General features: G+C 46.1%; 19 protein-coding genes. 16 read left to right on the top strand and 3 right to left on the bottom strand.

Translation table 11 applies throughout. From position 1 onward, the window contains the following. Positions 1-80 precede the first annotated feature (80 nt). Positions 81-692: a TVP38/TMEM64 family protein gene (locus BS614_RS23330; protein WP_074095721.1), complete on the bottom strand. Its 612-nt coding sequence runs from the start codon at positions 690-692 to the stop codon at positions 81-83. A 199-nt stretch (positions 693-891) separates the two neighbouring features. Here BS614_RS23330 and BS614_RS23325 point away from each other — a divergent pair, with 199 nt between their 5' ends. Both BS614_RS23325 and BS614_RS23320 read left to right on the top strand, forming a co-directional pair. Then, positions 892-1,830 (top strand): Gfo/Idh/MocA family protein, encoded by a 939-nt coding sequence (locus BS614_RS23325; RefSeq protein ID WP_074095720.1) that lies wholly within the window; start codon positions 892-894, stop codon positions 1,828-1,830. 32 nt (positions 1,831-1,862) lie between these two features. Then, on the top strand, positions 1,863-2,177 hold the full coding sequence (locus BS614_RS23320) for a hypothetical protein (RefSeq protein WP_036614451.1): 315 nt from the start codon (positions 1,863-1,865) through the stop codon (positions 2,175-2,177). A gap of 25 nt (positions 2,178-2,202) precedes the next feature. On the opposite strand, the gene BS614_RS23315 is transcribed toward BS614_RS23320, so the two are convergent. Next, positions 2,203-3,021 (bottom strand): AraC family transcriptional regulator, encoded by an 819-nt coding sequence (locus tag BS614_RS23315; RefSeq protein ID WP_017687546.1) that lies wholly within the window; start codon positions 3,019-3,021, stop codon positions 2,203-2,205. 190 nt (positions 3,022-3,211) lie between these two features. Here BS614_RS23315 and BS614_RS23310 point away from each other — a divergent pair, with 190 nt between their 5' ends. From BS614_RS23310 to BS614_RS23285, 6 genes are all read left to right on the top strand, one after another. Then, positions 3,212-4,324 carry a Gfo/Idh/MocA family protein gene (locus BS614_RS23310; protein ID WP_074095719.1) on the top strand — a complete coding sequence of 371 codons (1,113 nt, stop codon included), beginning with the start codon at positions 3,212-3,214 and terminating at the stop codon, positions 4,322-4,324. 200 nt (positions 4,325-4,524) lie between these two features. Next, entirely contained in the window at positions 4,525-5,493 is a 969-nt protein-coding gene (locus BS614_RS23305) for a sugar phosphate isomerase/epimerase family protein (protein ID WP_074095718.1), read from the top strand. A gap of 24 nt (positions 5,494-5,517) precedes the next feature. Then, positions 5,518-6,246 carry a ThuA domain-containing protein gene (locus BS614_RS23300; RefSeq protein WP_017687549.1) on the top strand — a complete coding sequence of 243 codons (729 nt, stop codon included), beginning with the start codon at positions 5,518-5,520 and terminating at the stop codon, positions 6,244-6,246. Between the two features lie 331 nt (positions 6,247-6,577). Continuing rightward, entirely contained in the window at positions 6,578-6,874 is a 297-nt protein-coding gene (locus BS614_RS23295) for a winged helix-turn-helix transcriptional regulator (RefSeq protein WP_074096966.1), read from the top strand. Between the two features lie 195 nt (positions 6,875-7,069). Beyond that, positions 7,070-7,801, top strand: a complete 732-nt coding sequence (locus tag BS614_RS23290) for a hypothetical protein (protein ID WP_074095717.1) — start codon at positions 7,070-7,072, stop codon at positions 7,799-7,801. Positions 7,802-7,998: 197 nt separating this feature from the next. Continuing rightward, entirely contained in the window at positions 7,999-8,712 is a 714-nt protein-coding gene (locus BS614_RS23285; RefSeq protein ID WP_017687552.1) for a hypothetical protein, read from the top strand. Between the two features lie 89 nt (positions 8,713-8,801). Here the strand turns inward: BS614_RS23285 and BS614_RS23280 are convergent, their stop codons facing one another. Continuing rightward, positions 8,802-9,518, bottom strand: coding sequence for a Crp/Fnr family transcriptional regulator (locus tag BS614_RS23280; RefSeq protein WP_036614443.1), 717 nt, complete (start codon positions 9,516-9,518; stop codon positions 8,802-8,804). 430 nt (positions 9,519-9,948) lie between these two features. Between BS614_RS23280 and adhE the strand changes: the two genes are divergently transcribed. From adhE to BS614_RS23240, 8 genes are all read left to right on the top strand, one after another. After that, positions 9,949-12,561, top strand: coding sequence for a bifunctional acetaldehyde-CoA/alcohol dehydrogenase (gene adhE / locus BS614_RS23275; RefSeq protein ID WP_074095716.1), 2,613 nt, complete (start codon positions 9,949-9,951; stop codon positions 12,559-12,561). A 1,281-nt stretch (positions 12,562-13,842) separates the two neighbouring features. Beyond that, positions 13,843-16,101 (top strand): formate C-acetyltransferase, encoded by a 2,259-nt coding sequence (pflB, locus tag BS614_RS23270; RefSeq protein ID WP_074095715.1) that lies wholly within the window; start codon positions 13,843-13,845, stop codon positions 16,099-16,101. Positions 16,102-16,190: 89 nt separating this feature from the next. Further along, entirely contained in the window at positions 16,191-16,943 is a 753-nt protein-coding gene (pflA, locus tag BS614_RS23265; protein WP_074095714.1) for a pyruvate formate-lyase-activating protein, read from the top strand. Between the two features lie 219 nt (positions 16,944-17,162). After that, on the top strand, positions 17,163-18,530 hold the full coding sequence (locus BS614_RS23260) for an extracellular solute-binding protein (RefSeq protein WP_074095713.1): 1,368 nt from the start codon (positions 17,163-17,165) through the stop codon (positions 18,528-18,530). A gap of 51 nt (positions 18,531-18,581) precedes the next feature. After that, positions 18,582-19,466: a carbohydrate ABC transporter permease gene (locus BS614_RS23255; protein ID WP_074095712.1), complete on the top strand. Its 885-nt coding sequence runs from the start codon at positions 18,582-18,584 to the stop codon at positions 19,464-19,466. Beyond that, entirely contained in the window at positions 19,466-20,296 is an 831-nt protein-coding gene (locus BS614_RS23250) for a carbohydrate ABC transporter permease (RefSeq protein WP_036614430.1), read from the top strand. The genes BS614_RS23255 and BS614_RS23250 overlap by 1 nt, the downstream gene beginning before the upstream one ends. A 32-nt stretch (positions 20,297-20,328) precedes the next feature. Next, entirely contained in the window at positions 20,329-22,164 is a 1,836-nt protein-coding gene (locus tag BS614_RS23245) for a cache domain-containing sensor histidine kinase (RefSeq protein WP_074095711.1), read from the top strand. After that, complete coding sequence (locus BS614_RS23240) at positions 22,161-23,792, top strand: response regulator transcription factor (protein WP_074095710.1); 1,632 nt, start codon at positions 22,161-22,163, stop codon at positions 23,790-23,792. The genes BS614_RS23245 and BS614_RS23240 overlap by 4 nt, the downstream gene beginning before the upstream one ends. Positions 23,793-23,796: the final 4 nt, after the last annotated feature.

Here is a 23,796-nt window from a genome sequence, read left to right as displayed (position 1 = left end):
TTCTATTATATCCTGAATTGGCAAGCCAACCAAGCCGGAATGAAAACAAGCTGAATCTGAACGGTTTGCGAATTCTGAATTCAGGCTTTGTTGCGTGACCGAAAGCGAAATAAGAGCAATACAATGGCCATGAACACCAGATATCCGGCAAGGATCGCCAGGCTCAGCCAGATGGAGGTTTCAGCTTGTGCACCTGCATAGGCAAATACAAAAATCGCTGGCATTTTCCCAATGGCCGTGGCAACCATGAAGACCCAGAATGGCGTGTACGTTATACCTGCGTAGATATTAACGGCCATCTGAGGCACGATCGGTAACAGTCGCATCGACATGACGCCCATGAACGGATGTGCTTCCATCCATGTGGTAAAACGGTTCAGACCCCGAATGCGTTCGAGGTACGATCTCGCCTGATGTCTGAAAATGGTTCTTGCTCCGCCATAAACGAGCATGGCTGCAAGTGTGGTGCCAAGCCAGCATATCCAGGCTGCCGTGGTAGTACCGTAACTGTAACCAAAGGCGATAATAACAAACTTATAAGGAATCACTGGCACAAGAGCAAACAATGTTGCCATGGCGAGTAACAGCGGGATGGACTGATGAAGATCGGTCCAGGCCAGCAGTTCATATCTGTAAATAAACGTGACTCCTGCAAGTAAAACATATAACAGAAGCCATAACCATTTTCGCAAAATCCCAAACGCTCCTTTCAGATCAGGCAGGTCTAGTCGTATCCCGATCTGTACTGCTGTTCCTCCTAAGTTTACCACGTTCGCCCATTGTCTGAACAATTCGAGCGAAGTCTGCTGCAATCACTGGCAAGTTGCTGTCCGAAGGGTTACACTATAGGACGTGGAAATATAGAACCGAACTGAAGGTGGAATGATCATCATGGAAACAACCCAACGTAAACGAGTTGCAATTATCGGCCTCGGCGATATTGCACGTAAAGTATATTTGCCGCTGTTAACAGCTCATCCGAACGTGGAGATTGTAGGCATTATGAACCGATCTCCGGAACCGGTCAAAGCCGTTCAGGAGGCGTATCGATTAGAACGGGGAACAACGGATCTGAAAGAACTGTTGTCCTGGGATCTGGATGCGGTGTTTGTACATACAGCAACGGAAGCACACTTTGACATTGTCATGCAATGTCTGGAACAGGGATTAGCCGTGTACGTAGACAAACCGTTATCCTATACCATTCGGGAGTCGGAAGAGATGACTGCTTTTGCCGAGGCACAAGGGCTGCTACTGGCAGTGGGCTTCAACCGCAGATTCGCACCGATGTACCAAAAAGCCAAAGAATGGATGCAGGGTGGAAAAGGTTTTGAATCCTTGACAGTGACCAAACATCGTACAGGCATACAGGATCGTCCTGCGGCAGAAACCATCTATGATGATCTCATCCATATGCTGGATCTGATGTTGTGGTACTCGGATCATAATGTGGAGTTGCTTCATCAATGGATTCGGAAGAATGATCTGGACAGACTGCTGCATGCAACCGGAACGGCCAAGCTGGGTAGAACAGCCTACGGTCGATTCGATATGGTGCGTGAAGCTGGGGCAGATCTGGAGAAGATCGAATTGCATGGTGGTGGACGATCTGTTGAAGTGGTGAACATGGACATGATCAGCTACATGGAACAGGGGAGACCGGAAACCAAAGAAACGTTCGGGAGTTGGGACACCGTGTTAGCACGCAGAGGTTTTAGCGGAGCAGTGGACAATTTCCTGGCTTGTCTGGACTCACCTGATGATTGCCTGATCAGTGCAAGTCATGTCATGGACAGTCATGAACTGGCGGAACAATTGATTCGCAAATAATTGCAGAATACACATACGGAGGAATACAAGTCATGGATGAATATGAAAAGGAACGTAATAAACAGATCGAGGAAGCTGTTGTAGAAACCTATAAACAGGAAGAAGAGATGATGATCCTCGTATTTGCCCAGTGGTGTGTCAATAATGGTTTGGACCCGGAAGAGATGTACCGGCAAGCCTACCCGAATCAGCAGAGCAACGAGCGTTTGCAGCAGGTGCAGAAGCTGATTGTATCCAAGGAGGAAGCCGGTGAGATCCCGGATGATACTGTACTTGGCGTGTTGTCCATGTTTGGCAATGAAGATCTGGCGATGGTTGTATCCGAGGCCATAGCCGCGCGCAAATAAGTTCAACTTACGTATACTGGTATGATTACATCTGTTCCCGGTGAATGACGCGGAATTCCTTCGGGGACATGCCGAACCGGGAACGGAATACCCGATGAAAATAGGTATAGTTGTTAAAGCCGGAAGACTCAGACACTTGCTCCAGGGTCATTGGACTGAAAATAATCCGTTCCCTGGCCATGTTGAGCCGTACGTCAAGCGTGTATTGCATGATGCTTTTGCCAAACGCTTCTTTGAAGAGATGAACACCCCGTGAGACACTGATGCCAATATGTGTTGCCACATCATCGAGCTTGAATAAAGAGGAAGCGTTTTCTTCAATGTAGTTTTTGATCTCATAAGCCACATAATTGGTGTTGGTTATCGTTGGATGCTCCGCGAGCAGACGATCCACTTCGAGACATAAAATTCGCATATAATAACTTGAAATTTCCGGATAAGGATTGGAGATGCGGCGCTGTTCCAGTACGAGCTGTCGAAACAGGACCAAAAGACTTTCCGTCAGTTCGACTTTGATCCGGGTCGGCCGTTTGTGACGTTTCCACCACTCATCCACCCAGGAACCATTAAAGAAGATGTGATAGTCACCACTCTCCACCAGTCGTTCTCCCATCGGATTGGTTTCATTGTCTATTCTCAGCTCATAGGGTTCATCAGGATCAAAAAGAAGCAGATCGCCCGCATCCACCAGGGACATGTCCCCGTCTATGCGTGCACGGCAACGTCCGTCTGTTTGCAGTCTTAACAGGTAGTTCTTCACCCCTTCAGGCTGCACCATAGCGTAGGGTTTACGATGAAATGAAAAGCCTGCTGTAAGAACTTGGCAGGATTGATCTGTCGGCATGGGCATACTCCTTGCAATTTGAAAATTATGACCAGATAGTTCATGTTTCAATCATATTATTCATTTTAATTGAAGCTGAAACGGAATACCATAGTATTAGATTTAAGGAACAGGAAACATCCAACAAAACATATGTATCTCAACCATTCAAACGCAGATTTTCACCATGCGTAAGGAGATGAACGTCACAGTGGAGAAAATGAAAGCAGGCATCATCGGGTGTGGTAACATCAGCGCCATCTACTTGGAAAATCTCAAAAACAACCCGGTCATTGAAGTCGTGGCTGTTGCGGATTTGATTCGTGAACGCGCTCAGGAACGGGCAGATGAATTTAATATCGCAAACGTTTACAATGTAGATGAGTTGCTGCAAAATAACGAAATTGAACTTGTGTTGAACCTTACGGTTCCTGGCAGTCATGCCATGACCGATCTGGCTGCACTCGAAGCAGGCAAACATGTGTATGCCGAGAAGCCGCTGGCAATTTCTCTTGAGGATGGTCGCAAAGTTGTTGAGTTGGCTGAGGAAAAGGGATTGTATGTTGGTTCTGCACCGGATACCTTCCTTGGTTCAGGCATACAGACAGCTCGTAAAGCCATTGAGGATGGGCTGATTGGCAAGCCGGTTGCAGCGACTTCATTCTTTATGGGTGGAGGACCAGAAGCTTGGCATCCTAATCCGGAGTTCTTTTATGTCGCAGGTGGCGGACCGATGTTTGATATGGGACCTTACTACCTGACCGCTCTGATTACGTTGCTTGGACCGATACGCAGAATCAGTGCCTCGGCAGGCATACAGATTGCAGATCGCAAGATTGGCTCCGGACCGAAGGAAGGTACAGCGCTGCAAGTAGAGACGCCTACTCACTTGGCAGGAACCATTGATTTTGCAGAAGGTGCCATTGCAACCATGATTACCAGTTTCGATATTCGCGGAGCTTCAGATCTGCCACGTATTGAAATCTATGGTACAGAAGGTACGCTTAGTGTACCGGACCCCAATTATTTTAACGGGGAAGTAAAGGTTCGCAGATACGGTCAAGACACTTGGGAGACGGTCAAACCAGTCTTCGAAAGTGGACAAAACGAACGAGGCATCGGCGTAACCGAAATGGTTGAATCCATTCGTGCCGGACGGGAACACAAAGCCAGTGGCAAGCTTGCTTATCACGTACTGGAAGCCATGCATTCATTCCAGCGTTCTTCACTTGAAGGCAAGCACATACATCTGGAGAGCAGCTATGATTCTTTTACAGTAACTCGCACAGTTCAAACTGAGATTGAAACCGTGGAATCCCACTAGTCTGAGTAAAAGTGTTCGAAGCTTGATGCTCTTACGAGTGAAGCAGAATAACCAGTATTCTTACGTTCAATTTCAGGATAGAAACACTCTCGATTTTCCACACTAATCAAACAGGCATGTGATCTGAACGGTAATTGTATACAGTTCAATATTCATGAATTCAGCAATCATACGATATCTAATCCAGGGAGGAATCGCACTTGAAACTCGGCGTATTTTTGGTACTATTCGGAGGACGTAAATTGGAGGATGCTCTTGATTATGTAGCATCCAAGGGATTAAAAGCAGTAGAGATCGGAACAGGCGGACATCCAGGCAATGCACATTGTAAGCCAGATGAGTTGTTAAGCAATCCTACAGCATTGAAAAACTTCAAAAATGCAGTGGAATCACGTGGTTTGACGATCAGTGCACTCAGCTGTCACGGTAACCCGCTACATCCGCAAAAGGATATTGCCAAAGGATTTCACGATGATTTTGTTAAATCGGTAGAACTGGCTGAGAAGCTGGAAGTACCTGTAGTGAATACATTCTCCGGTTGTCCGGGAGACCATGAGGATGCCAAATATCCGAACTGGCCTGTTGCACCATGGCCAAATGACTTCCAGGAGATCCTGAAGTGGCAGTGGGAGAATAAAGTGATCCCTTACTGGGCAGAGTGGGGTAAATTTGCAGCAGATCGTAACGTAAAAGTTGGATTGGAGCTGCACGGTGGATTCTCCGTTCATACACCAGCAACCTTGCTGAGACTGCGTGAAGCAGCAGGTGAAGTGATCGGAGCCAATCTGGACCCAAGTCACATGTGGTGGCAAGGTATTGATCCAGTTCAGGCAATTCACATCTTGGGACGTGAAGGAGCTATCCATCACTTCCATGCAAAAGATACAACAATTGATCCGGTAAACGTGAACAAACACGGTGTAACGGATATGCAGGACTATACCAATATGCTGGATCGGGCTTGGCAGTTCCGCTCGGTCGGTTATGGACATGATAACAAGACTTGGGCAGATATTATGAGTGCCTTGCGTCTGGTCGGATATGATTATGTAGTAAGTATTGAACACGAAGACGGTCTGATGTCGGTTGAAGAAGGATTCTCTAAAGCCGTGCAAAATCTCCAGCAAGTATTGATCGAAGAACCGCTGGGCGATATGTGGTGGGTTTAGAGCTACACTAGGGGGAAATTGAACATGATCAACGTCACCATTTGGAATGAATTTGTCCATGAGAAAATTCACGATGAAGTAAGGGAAGTCTACCCGGATGGTCTGCATCGAGCACTGGCTGACGGACTTGGCGGCGAAGGCTTTGCTATTCGCACAGCTACACTGGATCAGCCTGAACATGGATTAAGTGATGAAGTGCTGAATTCCACAGATGTGCTCATATGGTGGGGACATATGGCACATGATCGCGTAAGCGATGAGATCTCACAGAAGGTTGCGCAGCGAGTGCTGAACGGGATGGGAATGATTGTGCTCCATTCAGGTCATTTCTCCAAACCATTCAAAGCGCTGATGGGAACAAGCTGCGATCTGAAGTGGCGTGTAGCTGACGAGCAGGAAATTGTATGGTGTGTTAACCCATCTCATCCGATTGCGGATGGCATCGAAGGCAAGATTGTATTGGAAAAAGAAGAGATGTACGGTGAATTCTTCGATATTCCAGTACCGGATGAACTGGTGTTTGTGAGCAACTTCCAGGGTGGGGAAGTATTCCGGAGCGGATGTACGTTCCGGCGTGGTGAAGGTAAAATCTTTTATTTCCGACCAGGTCATGAGACGTATCCGACCTATTACAAACCGGAAATATTAAGAGTGATCAGCAACGCTGTGAAATGGGCATATCCTGCCCGCAGCTTTAAGCCGGAATTTGGCAAGAGCGAACCTGTAAGACCATTTGGTGGCGTGCTGGTCTAATTCACTAACTCAATCGTGTAATGGAATTTATAAGTTTTATTCAAAAAGAACCCTTCTCCGAGTCATTGATGACTGTGGCAGTTGGGTTCTTTTTGGGTAAGATAGTACTATGGGGAAGTTATACGATATTTCCCATGGTGACGACGTAGCGTGTAATGTATACTGGGATGTATGATCCATTTTGGATGATATGCTTCTAAAATTTAAACTTTTTAGTTGCAGGCGTTTTCTTTGAAGCTTAAATATGTTATTATGAAATATACTAACAAAATGTAAGTTGATTTGAGTGATCTCTAAAGAGGTGATTAATGTGGAAGGTCAAGACTTGCGGATGTGTCCGCGTTTTGAGACGGCGTTTTCTTTTTTGGGCAAGCGCTGGAATGGTTTAATTATTCAAACATTGATGAGTGGTTCGAAGCGATTCAAGGATATCTCCAATCTGATTCCATCCATGAGTGATAAGATGTTATCCGAACGGATGAAAGATCTGGAGAGTGAAGGTATTCTGGTTCGTCACGTCTATCCCGAGACGCCAGTTCGTATTGAATATGAACTGACGGATAAAGGTAGAGCGCTCCAGCCTGTCATGAATCAAATTCAAGACTGGGCTGAGCAGTGGGTTGACTAACGCATAAGCAAATATCACCCACTTTTGTTGCATGAATGACATAGACTCCTGATTTCTGTGGAAATCAGGGGTTTTTGTCTTAAGTACTATGTTGATCGGCGTTTTTCTCTTGGGCTATGCACATGTTGTCATGAGTTGTAGTATAATCTATAGAAAATGGCCACAGACGGCCGGAGCGAAGGAGGCCCACTTGTCATGAGAGAAGAAAGCTTATCCCGTGAAGTACGCTACGGCAAAAAAGATATTGCAGAACTTGAGAGCGCATCCATTCAGGTCCATCTAATTTACAAAAAAGCTGCAGAGTTGTTTAAGCGCACAGCATATTCCCGTTCGGTTAAGGATGATCTTGCCGAAGTGAATACGCATTCTGTGAACAGCGATGGTCCGAAATTAGCTCCGGCGGTGCTGCAAAAATGGATTCAAACGTCCAGGGGCTGGAAGTGTATCGGATGTGAGCTGGGACAACCTGATTCAACGATGTCTCAGATGGAAGAAACTATCCGTGGTAAGCAATTGGCTTTAGATGTGGGAGAAGGTCGGCTGGTTCAGGCAGAAATGCTGATTCAGGCGGTTGTCTGGTCACAATATGAGAAGATTCGAATGTTTGCGCCATGGCTTGGTGATGACCCCTTTTATAGCGTGCAGGAGCTGGATGTCATTGCCCGTTACATTGTGCCTACCTATTTCTCGGAACGGCCTTTGCATGAGCAAGGGAAGGTATTTAAGGTCCATCAACAATATGGGCAGATTCCGTTGTATCAGGAGTATGTAGACGCACCTTCATGTTGCGTGCAGGTTGACGGTGGATTGCTTGAAGGGCGATTGCTGACAGGTGTATACGTATCTGAGGAGCAATTCTTCGGGCTTAATCCATATCTGAAAGATGGCGATGGAGGACGGACATACATGCAGGCTAGTGTCCAATGATAACGTAACCAATTAGAACATAAAAATGATATAGATTGGAGAGCCTGTGTGCAGGCTCTCTTTCTTGTACAAGCCTTATTTGCAGGCGGTACCCTATAAAAGTAACGGCTTTGACACTTTTTTTTGCCGAAAGTTGTGCCATAATAGAGGTTATGGACAACAGGGTGAATGATTTTACGCAGGGTGGTGTTACCTACATGATGAAGAAAATCCCCGGTTACATAGGTGTATGTTTGCTCCTACTGGCGATCTTGGCTGGTTGTAGTGAGACACAGCCTTCTGAGCAGCCAATTGTTAAAGAGACAGAAACAGCGAATACAATCACAGTGGCTGTAGATGGCAGTACGTTTTTGCCTGATGCAACAAAGTCCATTAAGCGAGATTTTAGTGAGGGTTTGACACTCAAAAAAGCATTACTCAATAGCGGACTGGTTGATTTTACGGCAGATGGCAAACGGATTCAATCCGTGGGTGAAGTTTCTCTGGATTCTTCGCTGAGCTGGGCTGTCAAATTAAATGGCAAGGATATTGAACAGGAAGATTGGGACATGGAGCTTCATGCCAAAGATGAAGTGATCATTTACGTGAAAGCCGCTGACAGTGGGGGGGATGGCGTTGCATATCAGACAACGTTACTCAAGGTTAGCGGTGGAAACATTATGCCAACCCTTAATCGTCAATATGCCGGCGTCTACGTTCAGGAGTGCACAGTTCGTGATGTGTTGAAGTCCAGCGGCATTGTAAGAATGTCGGAGAATAACAAATTTGTCGTTTCGGTCGAGAATGTCACGCCTCGTATGAATGAGCGGTGGGTCATTATGGTGAATGACAAAGAATTAATGGAAAATGGTCTGGACATGAAATTGAATCCACGTGATGCGGTAAAGCTTGAATTGACCAATGCATCCTAAGTATACCAAGAAGCCCAATCTCTTTTTAGAGAACTGGGCTTTTTTTCATTAAATATATATAAGCAATTTCCGATTAGCATAGTCAAATATTAAATACGACAGATCTCGTTCGGGCAAAGCTCACAGTGACAGATCCCTTGCAGCATCTTCAGATCTTTGATGACAATCATGCCATTGTCATATTCAATCCCATCTTTCTTACGCAGGTCGCTTAACATGCGGTTTACACTTTCACGAGTGGCTCCAATCATATTGGACAGGTCCGTGTGGGTAATTTTTTTGTGAATAATGACATGCTCTCCATGAGGCTCACCATACGAATTCGACAACCGAATGAGGGTGGAGCAAAGTGCACCCGGTTTGCCATATAACATGAGATCCCGGAATTTGGTCTGTGTTAACCGGTGGTGGATGCCCATCCATTTCATAAAATCGATCGCGAAGTCACAATGCTGGCAGATTAACATTTCCAGGTCTTTATGCTCCAGTACACCGATCTCACTATCCTCCAGCACTTCCGCTGAGAAGCTGTGTTTAGAGCCAAAGAAGGGATCAGCCTGCCCAATCATATCACCGGATTGATACATGTACATGATCAGTTCCTTGCCTTCATCCGTGGATTTGGTGATCTGGGCACGGCCCCGTTTCATATAATAAAGTTTGTCAGAGATGTCGCCTTCCCAGTACAGATGTGTACCTTCCGGATAGGTTCTATCTTTCATGGTAACCAGCAGATGGTTGAAATTTGCTTCCGAGAAACAGTTAGTATTGCCGCGCTTTTCCAGTACAGTTGTTAGTTCTCTCATAAGTCTATCTCCCCTTTATGTCCATCGGACGACCTTCTGTAGTAAGCAGTAGCCTCCGAGGTTCGCCGCAAACCGTTGCCGTCCTGATCAGGGTCATCTCGGCCGGGAGGAAGGACGGTACAAATTGCGGTGGTTCAATTTTTAAGTTCAGTATATACCTAATCTTACCGTTTGAGGGGGAAGGAAAGGGGGCAAAAATGACGAAATTTCAAACATTGTGATAAAATTCACTTTTAATGGAGAGGATGAATTTTACAGCTCTATATTTTAAATAGGAAGTGAAAATGGTCGTATGAAGGACACTACAAAACTTAAATTAAATTTGTTATACTTTGTGAAAAAAATCACATAATTAAGTTTATTGTCATGTTACGATGTGAATGTAAACGAGAGAGACAAACTAATACGAACCTTTAGGAGGATGAGGGAGATGGCTGTAAAGAACGAAGTCGCCCCAGCAAAAGAACCGACAGCAGGTCAGTATATTCAAACGTTAATCGACAAAGCGAATAAAGCACACGCCGCATTCATGAAGATGGACCAGAAGCAGATTGACCGGATTGTGCAAGCGATGGCGCTTGCGGGTCTGGATAAACACATGATGCTCGCCAAGATGGCCGTAGAAGAAACAGGCCGCGGAGTGTATGAGGATAAAATCACCAAAAATATATTTGCAACAGAATATGTGTACCACAGCATCAAGTATGACAAAACCGTAGGTGTGATTGAAGATAACGAGTATGAAAGCTTCCAGAAAATTGCGGAGCCGGTCGGCATCATCATGGGTATTACACCAGTTACCAACCCAACATCAACGACGATGTTCAAAGCACTGATCTCCATCAAGACGCGTAACCCGATCATCTTTGGTTTCCACCCATCTGCACAGAATTGTAGCCGGGAAGCTGCTAAAATCCTACTGGAAGCGGCTGTGAAACATGGTGCACCAGCGGATTGTATTCAGTGGATTGATGATCCTTCCATGGATCGTACAAACGAACTGATGAATCACAATGATGTGGCTCTCATTCTGGCAACAGGCGGATCAGGCATGGTACGTGCAGCGTACAGCTGTGGTAAACCTGCACTGGGCGTAGGACCGGGTAACGTTCCTTGCTTTATCGAGAAAAGCGCGGATATCAATCAGGCAGTGACGGATTTGATCCTGTCCAAATCTTTCGATAACGGCATGATCTGTGCTTCCGAACAAGCGGTCATCATTGAAGAACCGATCTTCGATCAAGTGAAGAAAAAAATGATTGCGAATGGCTGTTACTTTGTTAACAAAGATGAAGCAGCAAAATTGACAGCAGGTGCGATTAATGCCGAGAAATGTGCGGTGAATCCGGCGATTGTTGGTCAATCTGCGGTGAGCATTGCGAAATTGTGCGGTATTGAAGTTCCAGCAGGCACCAAAATTCTTGTGGCCGAGATTGAAGGGGTAGGTACTAAATTCCCATTGTCGGCTGAGAAATTAAGCCCGGTACTGGCTTGTTACAAAGTTAAAACGGCAGCAGAGGGAATTGAACGTGCAGCAGAAGTGGTTGCTTTTGGCGGCATGGGTCACTCCTCGGTTATCCACTCCACAAATGAAGAAGTGATCGGTAAATTCGCAGATCGTCTGCAAACTGGACGGATTATTGTGAACTCACCATCCACACACGGTGCCATCGGGGATATCTACAACACAAACATGCCGTCATTGACACTGGGATGCGGATCATACGGACGTAACTCGACTTCTTCCAACGTAACCGCTGTGAACTTAATCAATGTGAAAAGGGTGGCTCGCCGTACCGTGAATATGCAATGGTTCAAAGTGCCGAACAAAGTCTATTTCGAAAAAGGGGCAACACAGTATCTTGCCAAAATGCCTGACATCACACGTGTGGCCATTATTACGGATGCCATGATGGTGAAGCTTGGATATGTTGAAAAGGTAGAACACTATCTGCGTCAACGCCAAATGCCAGTAGCGATCGAAGTGTTCTCCGATGTTGAGCCAGATCCATCCACAACAACGGTAGACCGCGGAACCGAAATGATGCGCCGCTTCCAACCGGACTGCATTATTGCACTCGGCGGTGGATCACCGATGGATGCTGCCAAAGCCATGTGGTTGTTCTATGAATACCCGGACACGGACTTCAACGATCTGAAACAGAAATTCATGGATATCCGCAAACGGATCTACAAATATCCACGTCTAGGCGTAAAAGCGAAATTTGTAGCGATCCCAACCACATCCGGTACAGGTTCTGAAGTGACATCGTTCGCGGTTATCACAGATAAAAATCAAGGTAACACCAAATATCCATTGGCCGACTATGAGCTGACACCAGACGTAGCGATTGTTGATCCGGAGTTTGTATACTCCCTGCCTAGAACAGCGGTTGCCGATACAGGTATGGACGTACTGACGCATGCGATTGAAGCTTATGTATCTGTTATGGCAAATGATTACACGGATGGACTTGCGATCAAAGCAATCCAACTGGTATTCCAATACCTGGAGCAATCTGCGCTGCAAGGAGATAAACTGGCACGTGAGAAAATGCATAATGCTTCCACAATTGCAGGTATGGCGTTTGCCAACGCATTCCTGGGCATCAACCACAGCTTGGCGCACAAATGGGGCGGTCAGTATCACACCGCACACGGACGCACCAATGCAATCCTGATGCCGCACGTCATTCGTTACAACGCAAAAAAACCGACCAAATTTGCATCGTTCCCGAAATATTCGCACTTTGTAGCGGATGAGCGGTATGCCGAAATCGCCCGCATCTTGGGATTGCCTGCTCGTACAACAGAAGAAGGCGTAACCAGTCTCATCAATGCGATTCGCAAACTGAACAAAACATTGGGCATTGAAGAATCGTTCCAGGAAATCGGATTTGATGCCAAAGACTTTGAAGCACATGTGGATTATCTGGCAGACCGTGCCTTCGAAGACCAATGTACAACCGCCAATCCGAAGCTGCCGCTGGTAACTGAACTGGCTGATGTATACCGCAACGCTTTCTACGGAAAGTTTGAATAACAAATTTAGAACGAAGTGTGCCTTACGGCAAGAAGATCAGGGTTCCCCGAGAGGGGAGCCCCGATTGCCGTCTTTCACGCCATAACGAGAGGGCAGAAAAACAGAAGAGCGAGCATCTGTTTTTCAGGATTTATTCTAAGATTTATTTTGCTCCGAGTATAGAGGAGCAATGGTTCTTAAAGAGGTTACACGGAATTCGTGATCTGGCTGTTTGAGCCGGATGTTCACACAATAACGGAGTGGGCAGAAAAACAGAAGAGCGAAGTATCTGTTTTTCAGGGTCTATTTTAAGTTTTGTTTTGCTCCGAGTATAGAGGAGCAATGGTTCTTAAAGAGGTTACACGGAATTCGTGATCTGGCTGTTTGAGCCGGATGTTCACACAATAACGGAGTGGGCAGAAAAACAGAAGAGCGAAGTATCTGTTTTTCAGGGTCTATTTTAAGTTTTGTTTTGTTCCGAGCATAGAGGAGCAAAAGGTTCTTAAAGAGGTGGCGCGGAATCCGTGATGTGGCCGTTTGAGCCAGATGTTCGACAATAAAGAAAAGGGCAGAAAAACAGAAGAGCGAGCATCTGTTTTTCAGGATTTATTTTAAGATTTGTTTTGCTCCGAGCATAGAGGAGCAAAAGGGTTCTAAAGAGGTGGCATGGAATTCGTGATGTGGCCGTTTGAGCCAGATGTTCACACAATAACGGAGAGGGCAGAAATAACCTGAAAAGCGAAGCTTGCGTCTTCGAAATAAATATTGAATTTTATTGTTTTATTAGTAGAACTACCTAATGTACACGATAACGGAAAGGAGAGAAAAAACCTGAAGAAGCGAAGCGCTCGCCTTTATCACTGGATTTTCACCTTTGAAAAAAATGAATCAAAAAATCCGGGGATAACAGCGATCGGAAGGTTATTCTCTCCTTGTAGTGGCCAGTGTACATCATCTATGGTTCATTCGCTTTTTCAGTAAATTTAAATAATGAACAGCGATCGGAAGTTGTTCTGCCCGCGCAGTGGCTAAGTGTGAATTTACAGGGGTCAATGGGACACAGCGCAGGTGGAGTGAGTTAGTTCACTGGCTTTGTGACAAAAATCACAGATGATGAAAGCCCCAAGTCGTATACTGAAAATGTAAGAAAAACATTCATCCCGCGGTTCCGGTTCCCAAGTAGAGAGAACATGTTCCGGTTTATGTGAAACAATTCACATTAATCGCGGCTCTGGGCACACAATGCTACGAATGAAGCAAGATGTTATGTGTCCAGAAATCCAAATTAGTGGAGGGATTAAGATGTCGGTGATTGAAAAAGATGTCAAACAACAAACAGGCTGGAGAAACTTTACCAAAGGAACATGGACCAAATCCGTAGATGTGAATGATTTTCTGGCACACAACTTGACTCCGTATTACGGCGATGAAGCATTTCTCGCAGGTGCAACCCAGAATACCAAAGAATTGTGGGATATCGTATCTGATCTGACCAAAAAAGAACGGGATAACGGCGGTGTACTTGACGTTGATGTGAACACACCAGCAACTATTGTTTCACACCAACCAGGTTACCTGGATCAATCCAAAGAGCAGATTGTCGGCGTTCAGACCGATGCTCCGTTCAAACGTTCCATTCAACCAACAGGCGGAATCCGGATGATGATTGATGCATGTGAAGCATACGGCTTCGAATTGCCTCAAGGCGTCATTGATATATTTACGAACATTCGCAAAACACATAACCAGGGTGTATTCGATGCTTATACTTCCGATATGCGCGCAGCGCGTAAAGCAGGGATTATTACAGGTCTGCCAGATGCGTACGGCCGTGGCCGGATCATCGGTGACTATCGTCGTGTAGCTTTGTACGGGGTAGACTTCCTGATTCGTAACAAAAAAGGTGAATTGAATGCACTCGAAGTCGATGTCATTGATGAAGATGTCATTCGTCTGCGGGAAGAATTGTCTGAACAGATTCGTGCATTGCAAGAATTGAAGCAATTGGGCGATATGCACGGGTTCGATATTTCCTTACCAGCGACAACAGCAAAAGAAGCATTCCAATGGTTGTACTTCGGTTATCTCGCTGCGATCAAAGAACAGAACGGTGCTGCGATGTCCCTGGGACGTGTATCTTCTTTCCTGGATATCTACATTGAACGTGACCTGCAAGAAGGCATTCTGTCCGAAGAACAGGCTCAGGAATTGGTTGACCATTTCGTAATGAAACTGCGGATTGTCAAATTCCTACGTACACCGGATTACAACGAATTGTTCAGTGGAGATCCAACATGGGTGACGGAGTCCATCGGTGGTATGTCCGTGAATGGTGAAACACGCGTAACCAAAAACAGCTTCCGTTTCCTGCATACACTGCACAACTTGGGTCCCGCACCAGAGCCGAACCTGACTGTTCTCTGGTCCACGAAACTTCCGGAAGCTTTCAAAGATTATTGCAGCAAAGTATCCATTGAAACCAGCTCAATCCAATATGAGAATGATGATCTGATGCGTCCGATCTACGGTGACGATTACGGTATTGCATGCTGTGTGTCGGCTATGAAGATCGGGAAACAAATGCAATTCTTCGGCGCTCGTGCCAACTTGGCTAAAGCTCTCCTGTATGCGATCAACGGTGGTCGTGACGAGAAATCCGGAGCACAAGTTGGACCAGAGTATCCTGCCATCACTAGCGAAGTGTTGGATTACAATGAGGTTATGAAACGTTTCAAACCAATGATGGAGTGGCTGGCTAAGCTGTATATGAACACCCTCAACGTCATTCACTACATGCACGATAAATACAGCTATGAGCGTATCGAAATGGCATTGCATGACCGTGATATTGTACGTACGATGGCTTGTGGTATCGCTGGTCTGTCGGTTACAGCAGATTCACTGAGTGCAATCAAATATGCCAAAGTAAAACCAATTCGTAACGAGCAAGGCATCGCAGTTGATTTCGAAATCGAAGGAGACTTCCCTTGTTACGGTAACAATGAAGACAGCGTAGACAGCATTGCTGTTGAACTGGTTGAGAACTTCATGGGAATGATTCGCAAACACAAAGCTTACCGTAATGCAGTGCCAACACAATCCGTTCTGACGATCACTTCCAACGTGGTATATGGTAAGAAAACAGGGACAACACCGGATGGTCGTAAAGCAGGTGAGCCATTTGCTCCAGGTGCAAACCCAATGCATGGTCGTGATAAAAAAGGTGCACTGGCATCCCTTGGCTCGGTAGCCAAATTGCCTTATGAACACAGTCTTGACGGGATTTCCAATACCTTCTCCATCGTGCCAAAAGCATTGGGTAAAGAGGAGACTACACGTAAATCCAATCTGACTGCGATGATGGATGGTTACTTCGGTCAAAACGCTCATCACCTGAACGTTAACGTATTTGATCGTCAGCAATTGATTGATGCGATGGATCACCCGGAAAACTATCCACAACTGACTATACGGGTATCCGGATATGCTGTTAACTTCATTAAATTGACTCGTGAACAACAGTTGGATGTCATCAACCGTACGTTCCATGGCTCGATGTAAGTAATTTGCAAGTAGAAGACCGCTAGAGCAAGGCATTCCAAATCATATTAAACGCACAGCGGATGCGGATACAGAAAGGAAGAGGCAGCATGGTTAACGGACATATTCATTCACTCGAAACTTTCGGGACGGTTGACGGCCCAGGCATCCGCTTTGTGCTTTTCATGCAAGGATGTCTACTCAAATGTCAATATTGCCACAACCCTGATACTTGGGCGCTGGATGGTGGAAAAGAAATGACGCTTGAGGAGGTACTGGCTGAAATTGAGCCTTACCTGTCTTACTACCGCAGCTCCGGAGGCGGACTCACGATATCTGGCGGAGAACCAACGTTACAGGCCCACTTTGTAGCCGAGATCTTCAAGGAAGTGAAGCGTCGGTGGGGATTGCATACGACATTGGATAGCAACGGATTTAACGAACCGGATCGGATTCACGATCTGCTGGATCACACAGACCTGGTTCTGCTGGACCTCAAACATATTGATGATGAGAAACACATCAAGTTGACAGGCAAATCCAACGAGAGAACGTTGAAAACGGCCAAGTGGTTATCGGAGCAAGGTCGGAAAATGTGGATACGCCACGTGTATGTTCCTGGCATTCATAACGAGGAAGAGGATTTGCTTAACCTCGGACGGTTTATTGGAACATTAAATGGCGTCGAGAAGTTCGAAATTCTTCCATACCATCAGATGGGGATCTACAAATGGGAGGCGCTCGGTAAAGTATATCCACTGGATGGAGTTCCTTCACCAAGTGAAGAAGAAGTGGAGCGGGCGTATCGTCTGATCGAACAAGGTCGCCAGGAAACAGCTGGCGTGGCTTGTTCCGGTAAGTAACTACAGTTATATAGTAAAAACAATCAACCAAGCAGTCCTTGCGAACATGTTTCGCAGGGGCTGTTTTTTTGCTGTTATCCATTGTAAATGCAAGATTATGGGTCCAGTGAAGGATTTTATCCCTCCATTGATGAATTGTCATCCTTACGATGTAAGCTCCGGCTTTTTATAATCAGAGTGTAAAGCCAAATGCTCAATATCTTGAGGAGGGTCAACCAGATGAAAAAAAGAATGACATTACTACTTTCGTTATTGCTTATCACTTCATGGACTTTGGCGGGATGTGCAAGCTCAAGTAACGAGCCACAGCAAGGCGCAGGCAATACACCTGTGGAGGAAACAAGTAAGGAACCGGTTGAAATGCTTCTCCGCCACACACAGGTGGGAGCCGACAAACAGAAAAGACTGGCCATTCTGCAGGATGTTGTGGACAAAGTTGAGGGAGAGGTACCCAATCTGACCTTTACGCTGGATGGCGTCGAATCCGATGTGAATCGTAAGGAAAAGCTTCGCGGAGAGATGGCGGCAGGCAACCCGCCGGATATATTTGAACTGTTCGGTAGCCCGGATTCCAAAGTTTATGCCAAGGAAGGTATGTTGCTTGATCTGACCCCAATCCTGCAAGAGCTGGGCATTCAAGACCAGTTTACATCCCTTGAGCCGTTTACGTACGAAGGCAAAGTATATGGACTGCCAATTGGCGGTTCGGGAGAAGGTTTTTTCTATAATAAAGAGTACTTTGAACAAAAAGGATGGAAAGCCCCAACCACCATGGCTGAACTGGACAATATACTGGCCGAGATCAAGGCAGATGGCAAAGTGCCGCTTGCTTCCGCATCCAAGGCGGGCTGGGTGCCGCTTATGTTAACCAACCATCTGTGGTCCCGTTATGCCGGGCCGGAGATTACCGCAAAGTTTGCAACAGGTGAAGCGAAGTGGACCGATCCGGGTGTTGTGCAAGGTTTTGCCAAACATAAGGAATGGGTGGATAAGGGTTATTTCAAAAAAGGTGAACTTGGCTTCGAGTATGCCGAATATACCACGCAATTTACAAGTGGAGAAGTGGTGTTAATGTATGACGGAACGTGGAAATCATCTGTATTCAAAGAAGGGCAGAGCGGTGAATCGCTTATTGGCAAGGTTGGATTCTTCAATATGCCTCCGGTAGAGAACGGCGCAGGCGATCAGACGTCTTTGATGAGAGATGTGAACAATGGATACGGATTCTCGGCAACTGTGGCGGATGACCCGCAGAAGCTGGAAGCAGTGAAAGCTTTTATCAAAAATTTCTACAATGAAGATATGCAGGTCCGCGGCCTTGTGGAAGATGGTGTGTTGCCTGCGATGAAGCTGGACGAGAAAGTGCTGACCGACAGCATTACCGATGATCTGATGAAAGAAATTGTGGCTGTGCTTAATGCGTCCAAGACATCGTTCCCGGCATTTGATGCACTCGTTCAGGCCGATGTGACGACAGAGATCAGCAATCTGCAGATTCAGAAGTTGATTGGTGGGCAGACTACGCCAGAGAAAATGGCAGAAGAGCTGCAAAAGGTGCAGGAGGAAGCAAACGCTTCCGTGGAATAAACCAATTCAAGTTGAAACTGCGATCGTTGAAGTGACTGAAGGAGGCTGACCATGAATACTTCACTCCGCAGCCCGTTAATCTATACGTTGTTTGTAATGCCAGCCCTAATTCTGTTTGTAATGTTCTTTCTATACCCTATTGGTAGCTCCCTGTATTACAGTCTGACGAGTTGGAATGGGGTATCGGCTGAGCCACGTTTTGTGGGTTTATCCAACTATGTGAAGGCACTGACCGATGAACGTTTTTGGATTTCCACACGGAATAACGGCTTTTTCATCGGATTTTCGGTACTGATTCAGGTACCCCTGATCGTCCTGTTTTCGCTTCTGATTGCCAATGTGAAAAGGCTGAAAGGTCTTTATAAAACCGCTGTTTTTTTACCATCCATCATGTCGACAGCCGTTATCGGTATCTTGTGGGGGTTCATCTATGAACCCAATATCGGACTATTAAACAAAATACTTCATGTGCTGGGCATCGATCCAATCTACTGGTTATCGGATAACCGATTTGCCATGTTGTCCATTTTGGTGACCAATGCCTGGCAGTGGACGGGATTTTACATTGTCATGGTACTGGCGGCCATACTGGCGATTCCGCGTGATCTGGATGAAGCGGCTGCAATTGATGGGGCAACGGCAGTACAACGTGCAATGCGAATTACGTTGCCGCTGATCCGGCCGATCATTTCAGTGGTGATCATGTTGTCCATCGCAGGTGCCATGAAAGCAGCCGACATCGTGATTGTCATGACCAAGGGTGGGCCCGCCGGGTCCACCGAGGTTCTGGCCACATATATGATCAAATACGCGATTACCAACTTCAAATATGGCTATGGAAATACCATTGCAGTGCTGATCTTTGCTCTGACGCTTGTGCTCACTGCGGTGTATCAACTGCTAGTGGTGAGGCGGAGCGAGAAGGTGGAATATTGATGCCGAAAAGCATAAAAAGTAGTATACCTCATGTGTTGTTAATGTTGTACTTGATCGCGATTTTGTTTCCATTTTTATTTGTAATCTTTTCTTCATTTAAGCAGGATAACAATGAAATCGCCCTGAATCCATTCGGTTTGCCTACAACATGGGAGTTTAACAATTACGTGGAGGCCTGGGTGAATGCAAAGATTGGCACGTATTTCTGGAACAGCCTGTACATTTCGGTTCTATCATCGGCGTGTACGATTGTACTCGGTGCCATGTTTGCTTTTGCCGTAACCCGGATGAGACACCGGAGATGGAGTCTGTTTCTGTACAGTTTGATTCTGGCGGGTATGCTTATTCCCAACAATGCCCTCATGTTGCCGATCTATCTGCTTGTACGCAAAATGGGCATATTGGATACCCATCTGGCATTGATCGTGCCCTATGTGGCCAATGCGATCCCTTTTACCATTATTATACTGGCGGCTTTTATGCGTTCTCTGCCTGGAGAAATTGAGGAAGCGGCGGTCATGGACGGCTTGAGGGCCCCGGGTATCTTTGCTAAAATAGTGATACCTCTTACGGTTCCGGCTATTGTTACCGTTTTTATCGTTAATTTCCTCGGCAACTGGAATGAATTTTTACTCGCCAACTATTTCTTATCCACCGATAAATTGCGTACGCTGCCTGTGGGCATGGTTCAGTTTCGGGATCAATATCAGATGAACTATGCCCAGATGTCGGCAGGTATTGTATACAGCGTTGTACCTGTACTTGTGATCTACGCTATACTCCAGGAGAAAATTATAGAAGGAGTAACTGCAGGTGGTGTCAAAGGTTAATACCATGAACCAGTTGATAGGGAGAACGGGATATGAACTTGCGAATGAAGCTGGCCTTGGCATTTCTGCTGCTGATTATTGTACCGATGTGTGCGCTGGGCATTGGCATGTTTCTGGTCACATCACATACGATTGAGAAAAAATACAATCAACAGGCCGAATATGCGCTTCAGGCCATTAGTTACAATATCGAGAATGTATTTCAGCAGATTAATAGTGTTACCGACAACGGGATAGCGACATCGGTTTTTCAAATGGCGCTGAACGCCAAAGATCCGACCAAGCAGGATCTGGGAACCGGTAATCAATTATCCCTGAATGCCAGCCAGCGCAATTTCCGTTCCCTTCTATATAATTATCCGTTCATCAGTTATGCCTTTTTATATGATTTGCGTTCGTCCGAGAACAACCAGATTGTCTCCATCTTCACCAAAGAAAATTTTCAAGCCCTTCCTTTTCAACAATTCAAAGTGCATCCCTTATTCAACGAAATTCAGCAACTTAATGGCGTGCCTAAATGGCTCGCACCTCTGGAATATCCTGAATTAACCGGGGTAGAACCTGTCTTCACCCAGATCAGACTGGTCAAAGAACTCAGTTATTTTCAAAATATCGGCGTGCTTGTTGTTCAGATCAAAAAAGGAGAGATCGACCGGATCTTCCGTCACCTGCAGATCAGCGATTCGGCACAGGATACATCTTTCCTGTTAATTAATGAAGAAGGGCTGATCGTCTATGATCCTGCTGGTATTTATAACGGTGAAAACATGCAAAATCTTGGTGCTGAATCCGGCAGTTACGGTCCTGGCTTTAGCAGTGTCAGAACGGTCTTTGACGGCAAGGAAAGCATCATTTCGCAATATCATCTGAAGAACTATAACTGGAGTCTCGTCAGTGTGACTTCATGGGAAGCCTTATCTGCGGAAACCAATGCCTTTGCAGGTTGGTCTGTCATCATTATTTTGTTATGTCTGCTTGCAGCAATGATCTTTAATCTTTTTTTCATGAATCGCATTACGGGCAACATTGCTGTACTTGTAAGGTTTATGCGTCGTGTGGATGATGGTGATTTTAATGCGAGGGTGGAAGGAAAAGGATTCGATGAGATGCAGCTGCTTGCGCAAGGGTTCAATGAACTATTGGATCGGATCGGGGGATTATTCCGTCGTGTTCGGGCAGAGCAGGAGCAGAAGGCCCAAGCGGAACTACGTGTACTACAAGCCCAGATTAAACCCCATTTCCTGTTTAACACATTGGAATCCATTAATGGATTAGCGCTGCGTGGGGAGGGCCGCAAAGTAAGCGAGATGGTGACCAGACTTGGCAATATGCTTCGTATCAGCATTCAGGATCAGGAGGAGATTCCGCTGGGTGAGGAAATCAGGCATTTGCAGAGTTATCTGGAGATTCAACAGTACAGGTTCAGTGATTTGTTCACCTATGAGATTGACATTCCACCCCATCTATACAGCTCAATTCTGCTCAAGCTTACCCTCCAGCCTCTGGTGGAAAATAGTATTCAACATGGGTTTGAGGGGATCACCTATGCAGGTGTACTGCGGATAAGCGCATATGCAGAACGGGATCATCTGGTGTTATGTGTTGAGGATAATGGGATCGGTATTCCCCAGGAAATGCTCGCACGATTTGAGTATATGGCAGAAGATCCGCCGGAAGATATGCTCGCGGAAGGATCGGAATCATTATCGTCCATAACGGAACGCAGGGGATTGGGATTACGAAGTGTGGCAGATCGAATTCGTATTCAATACGGTGCCGGGTATGGCATATTTATATGTTCAGCACCGGGGTATGGCACAGTTATTCGATGCATCATTCCATTATATGAGCAGGAGGAAGCCGGATGAATCTGACTGCAATGCTGGTTGACGATGAGCTGCCGATTCTGGAGAATCTGAACTACATTTTACCCTGGGAAGAGATGGGGATTGAAATCACAGGTACAGCGAGAAGTGGTGTAGAAGCGCTGGGGAAAGTAACAGAAAGTCATCCGGACATTCTCTTGTGTGATATTCGGATGCCGTCTATGGATGGATTGGAACTTATTCGTTTGCTGCGAGAGCAGGGGGAAACCTGTGAGATTATTTTGCTGACCGGGTATCAGCAGTTTGAATATGCTCGAACCGCTATCAAGTATAACGTACATGAATACATATGTAAGCCAATTGATTATTTGAATCTGGAACATAAACTGCGTGAGCTTGCCGGGCAGATCCTGAAGAGACGTCTGGAAAACGATTCACAACGTTATCGCAGCCAAGAGATGGAAAGCTGGATCAGACACAAACGGTTGATTGACCTGTTGCGAGGAGAAGCACCATTGAAGGTTGCCTATCCTGCCTCTGTTCCAGAATTCATAACAACTACTGCACCGTATACGTTGCTGCTGGTGGATGCAGTCGGTTATTTTCGCCATTCTATTGGTTGGTCCGAGCTTCAGCACCAACGATGGCATGAGACCGTAAGTTCCAGCCTTAGGGAAGTGGCAGTGAGAATTACGGGTGACTGTCACATTCTTTCGACCCGCAAAGGGGAGTGGTGCATCCTGCTGGAGGCATCGGGGGAATGGGAACGTCGCTCAGAGGAACTGGCCCATCAACTGTGTCTGGAATTAAATGTGATATCATCTTTGGATTCAAGTGTGAAGGTCAGGGTTGTTCAGGATATTGTGCCCGTGAACCTGGAAAGTCAAATTCTGGAGCGATACAGGCATTGTCAAAAAATACTGATGTCCCATGCGGAGAGTGAAGACAGGGTGCTGAAGGTGAATTGTCCCGAAACCACCTTATCGTATGAACATACGGCCTCCAAAGGGGCGAACTCATGGATTACAAGAGAAGATCTGGAGCTTGTTACTCGGTGGATTCGACAAGGGAACAAGCAGGGGTTACGTGATGTATTGGATCAGCTTAAACAGCAAATGGGGAATTCGGGAGAATCCTTCAACAGGATAGATGAAACCAATCTTCGGTTTATGCTTGTACACATGCTTCGGGAACTGCGCGAAGTACAGGCCCTCGCTGAAGAGCACGAAGTGAATTATTGGAATGCACTGCAAGGGGCCGTCTCCATGAGGGAACTCCTTGAACTTGCAGAGGTCGTTATCCATGCCTGTCAGGGCAAACAAACGCAGCCACGTCCTTCCGTATCGGAACTGATCCTGTCTGCATGTGAGTATATGGACGCACGGCTGCAACAGGACTTGGGAATAGATGAAGTCTCAGATTGGCTCGGAATCAGCCCGGGATACTTCTGCCAGCTGTTTAAAACCCAAATGGGTGTTACTTTTGTGGAATATATGACGCAGAAACGGATGGAAAGTGCCGCTTTATTGTTGAGTACAACCGAATGGAGCATTACAGCGATTGGGGAAGCCACAGGTTTCAAGGAGCGCCGGTACTTCTCCAAGGTGTTTCATAAACACTTCCACATGAAACCCTCCGAGTACAGGCAGAGTAAACAATTGGGTTTGTAGTAGC

Source organism: Paenibacillus xylanexedens, from assembly GCF_001908275.1.
Lineage (GTDB): Bacteria > Bacillota > Bacilli > Paenibacillales > Paenibacillaceae > Paenibacillus > Paenibacillus xylanexedens_A.
Note: the sequence above shows the minus strand (reverse complement) of the source record. Positions and strands in the feature narration are given on the sequence as shown.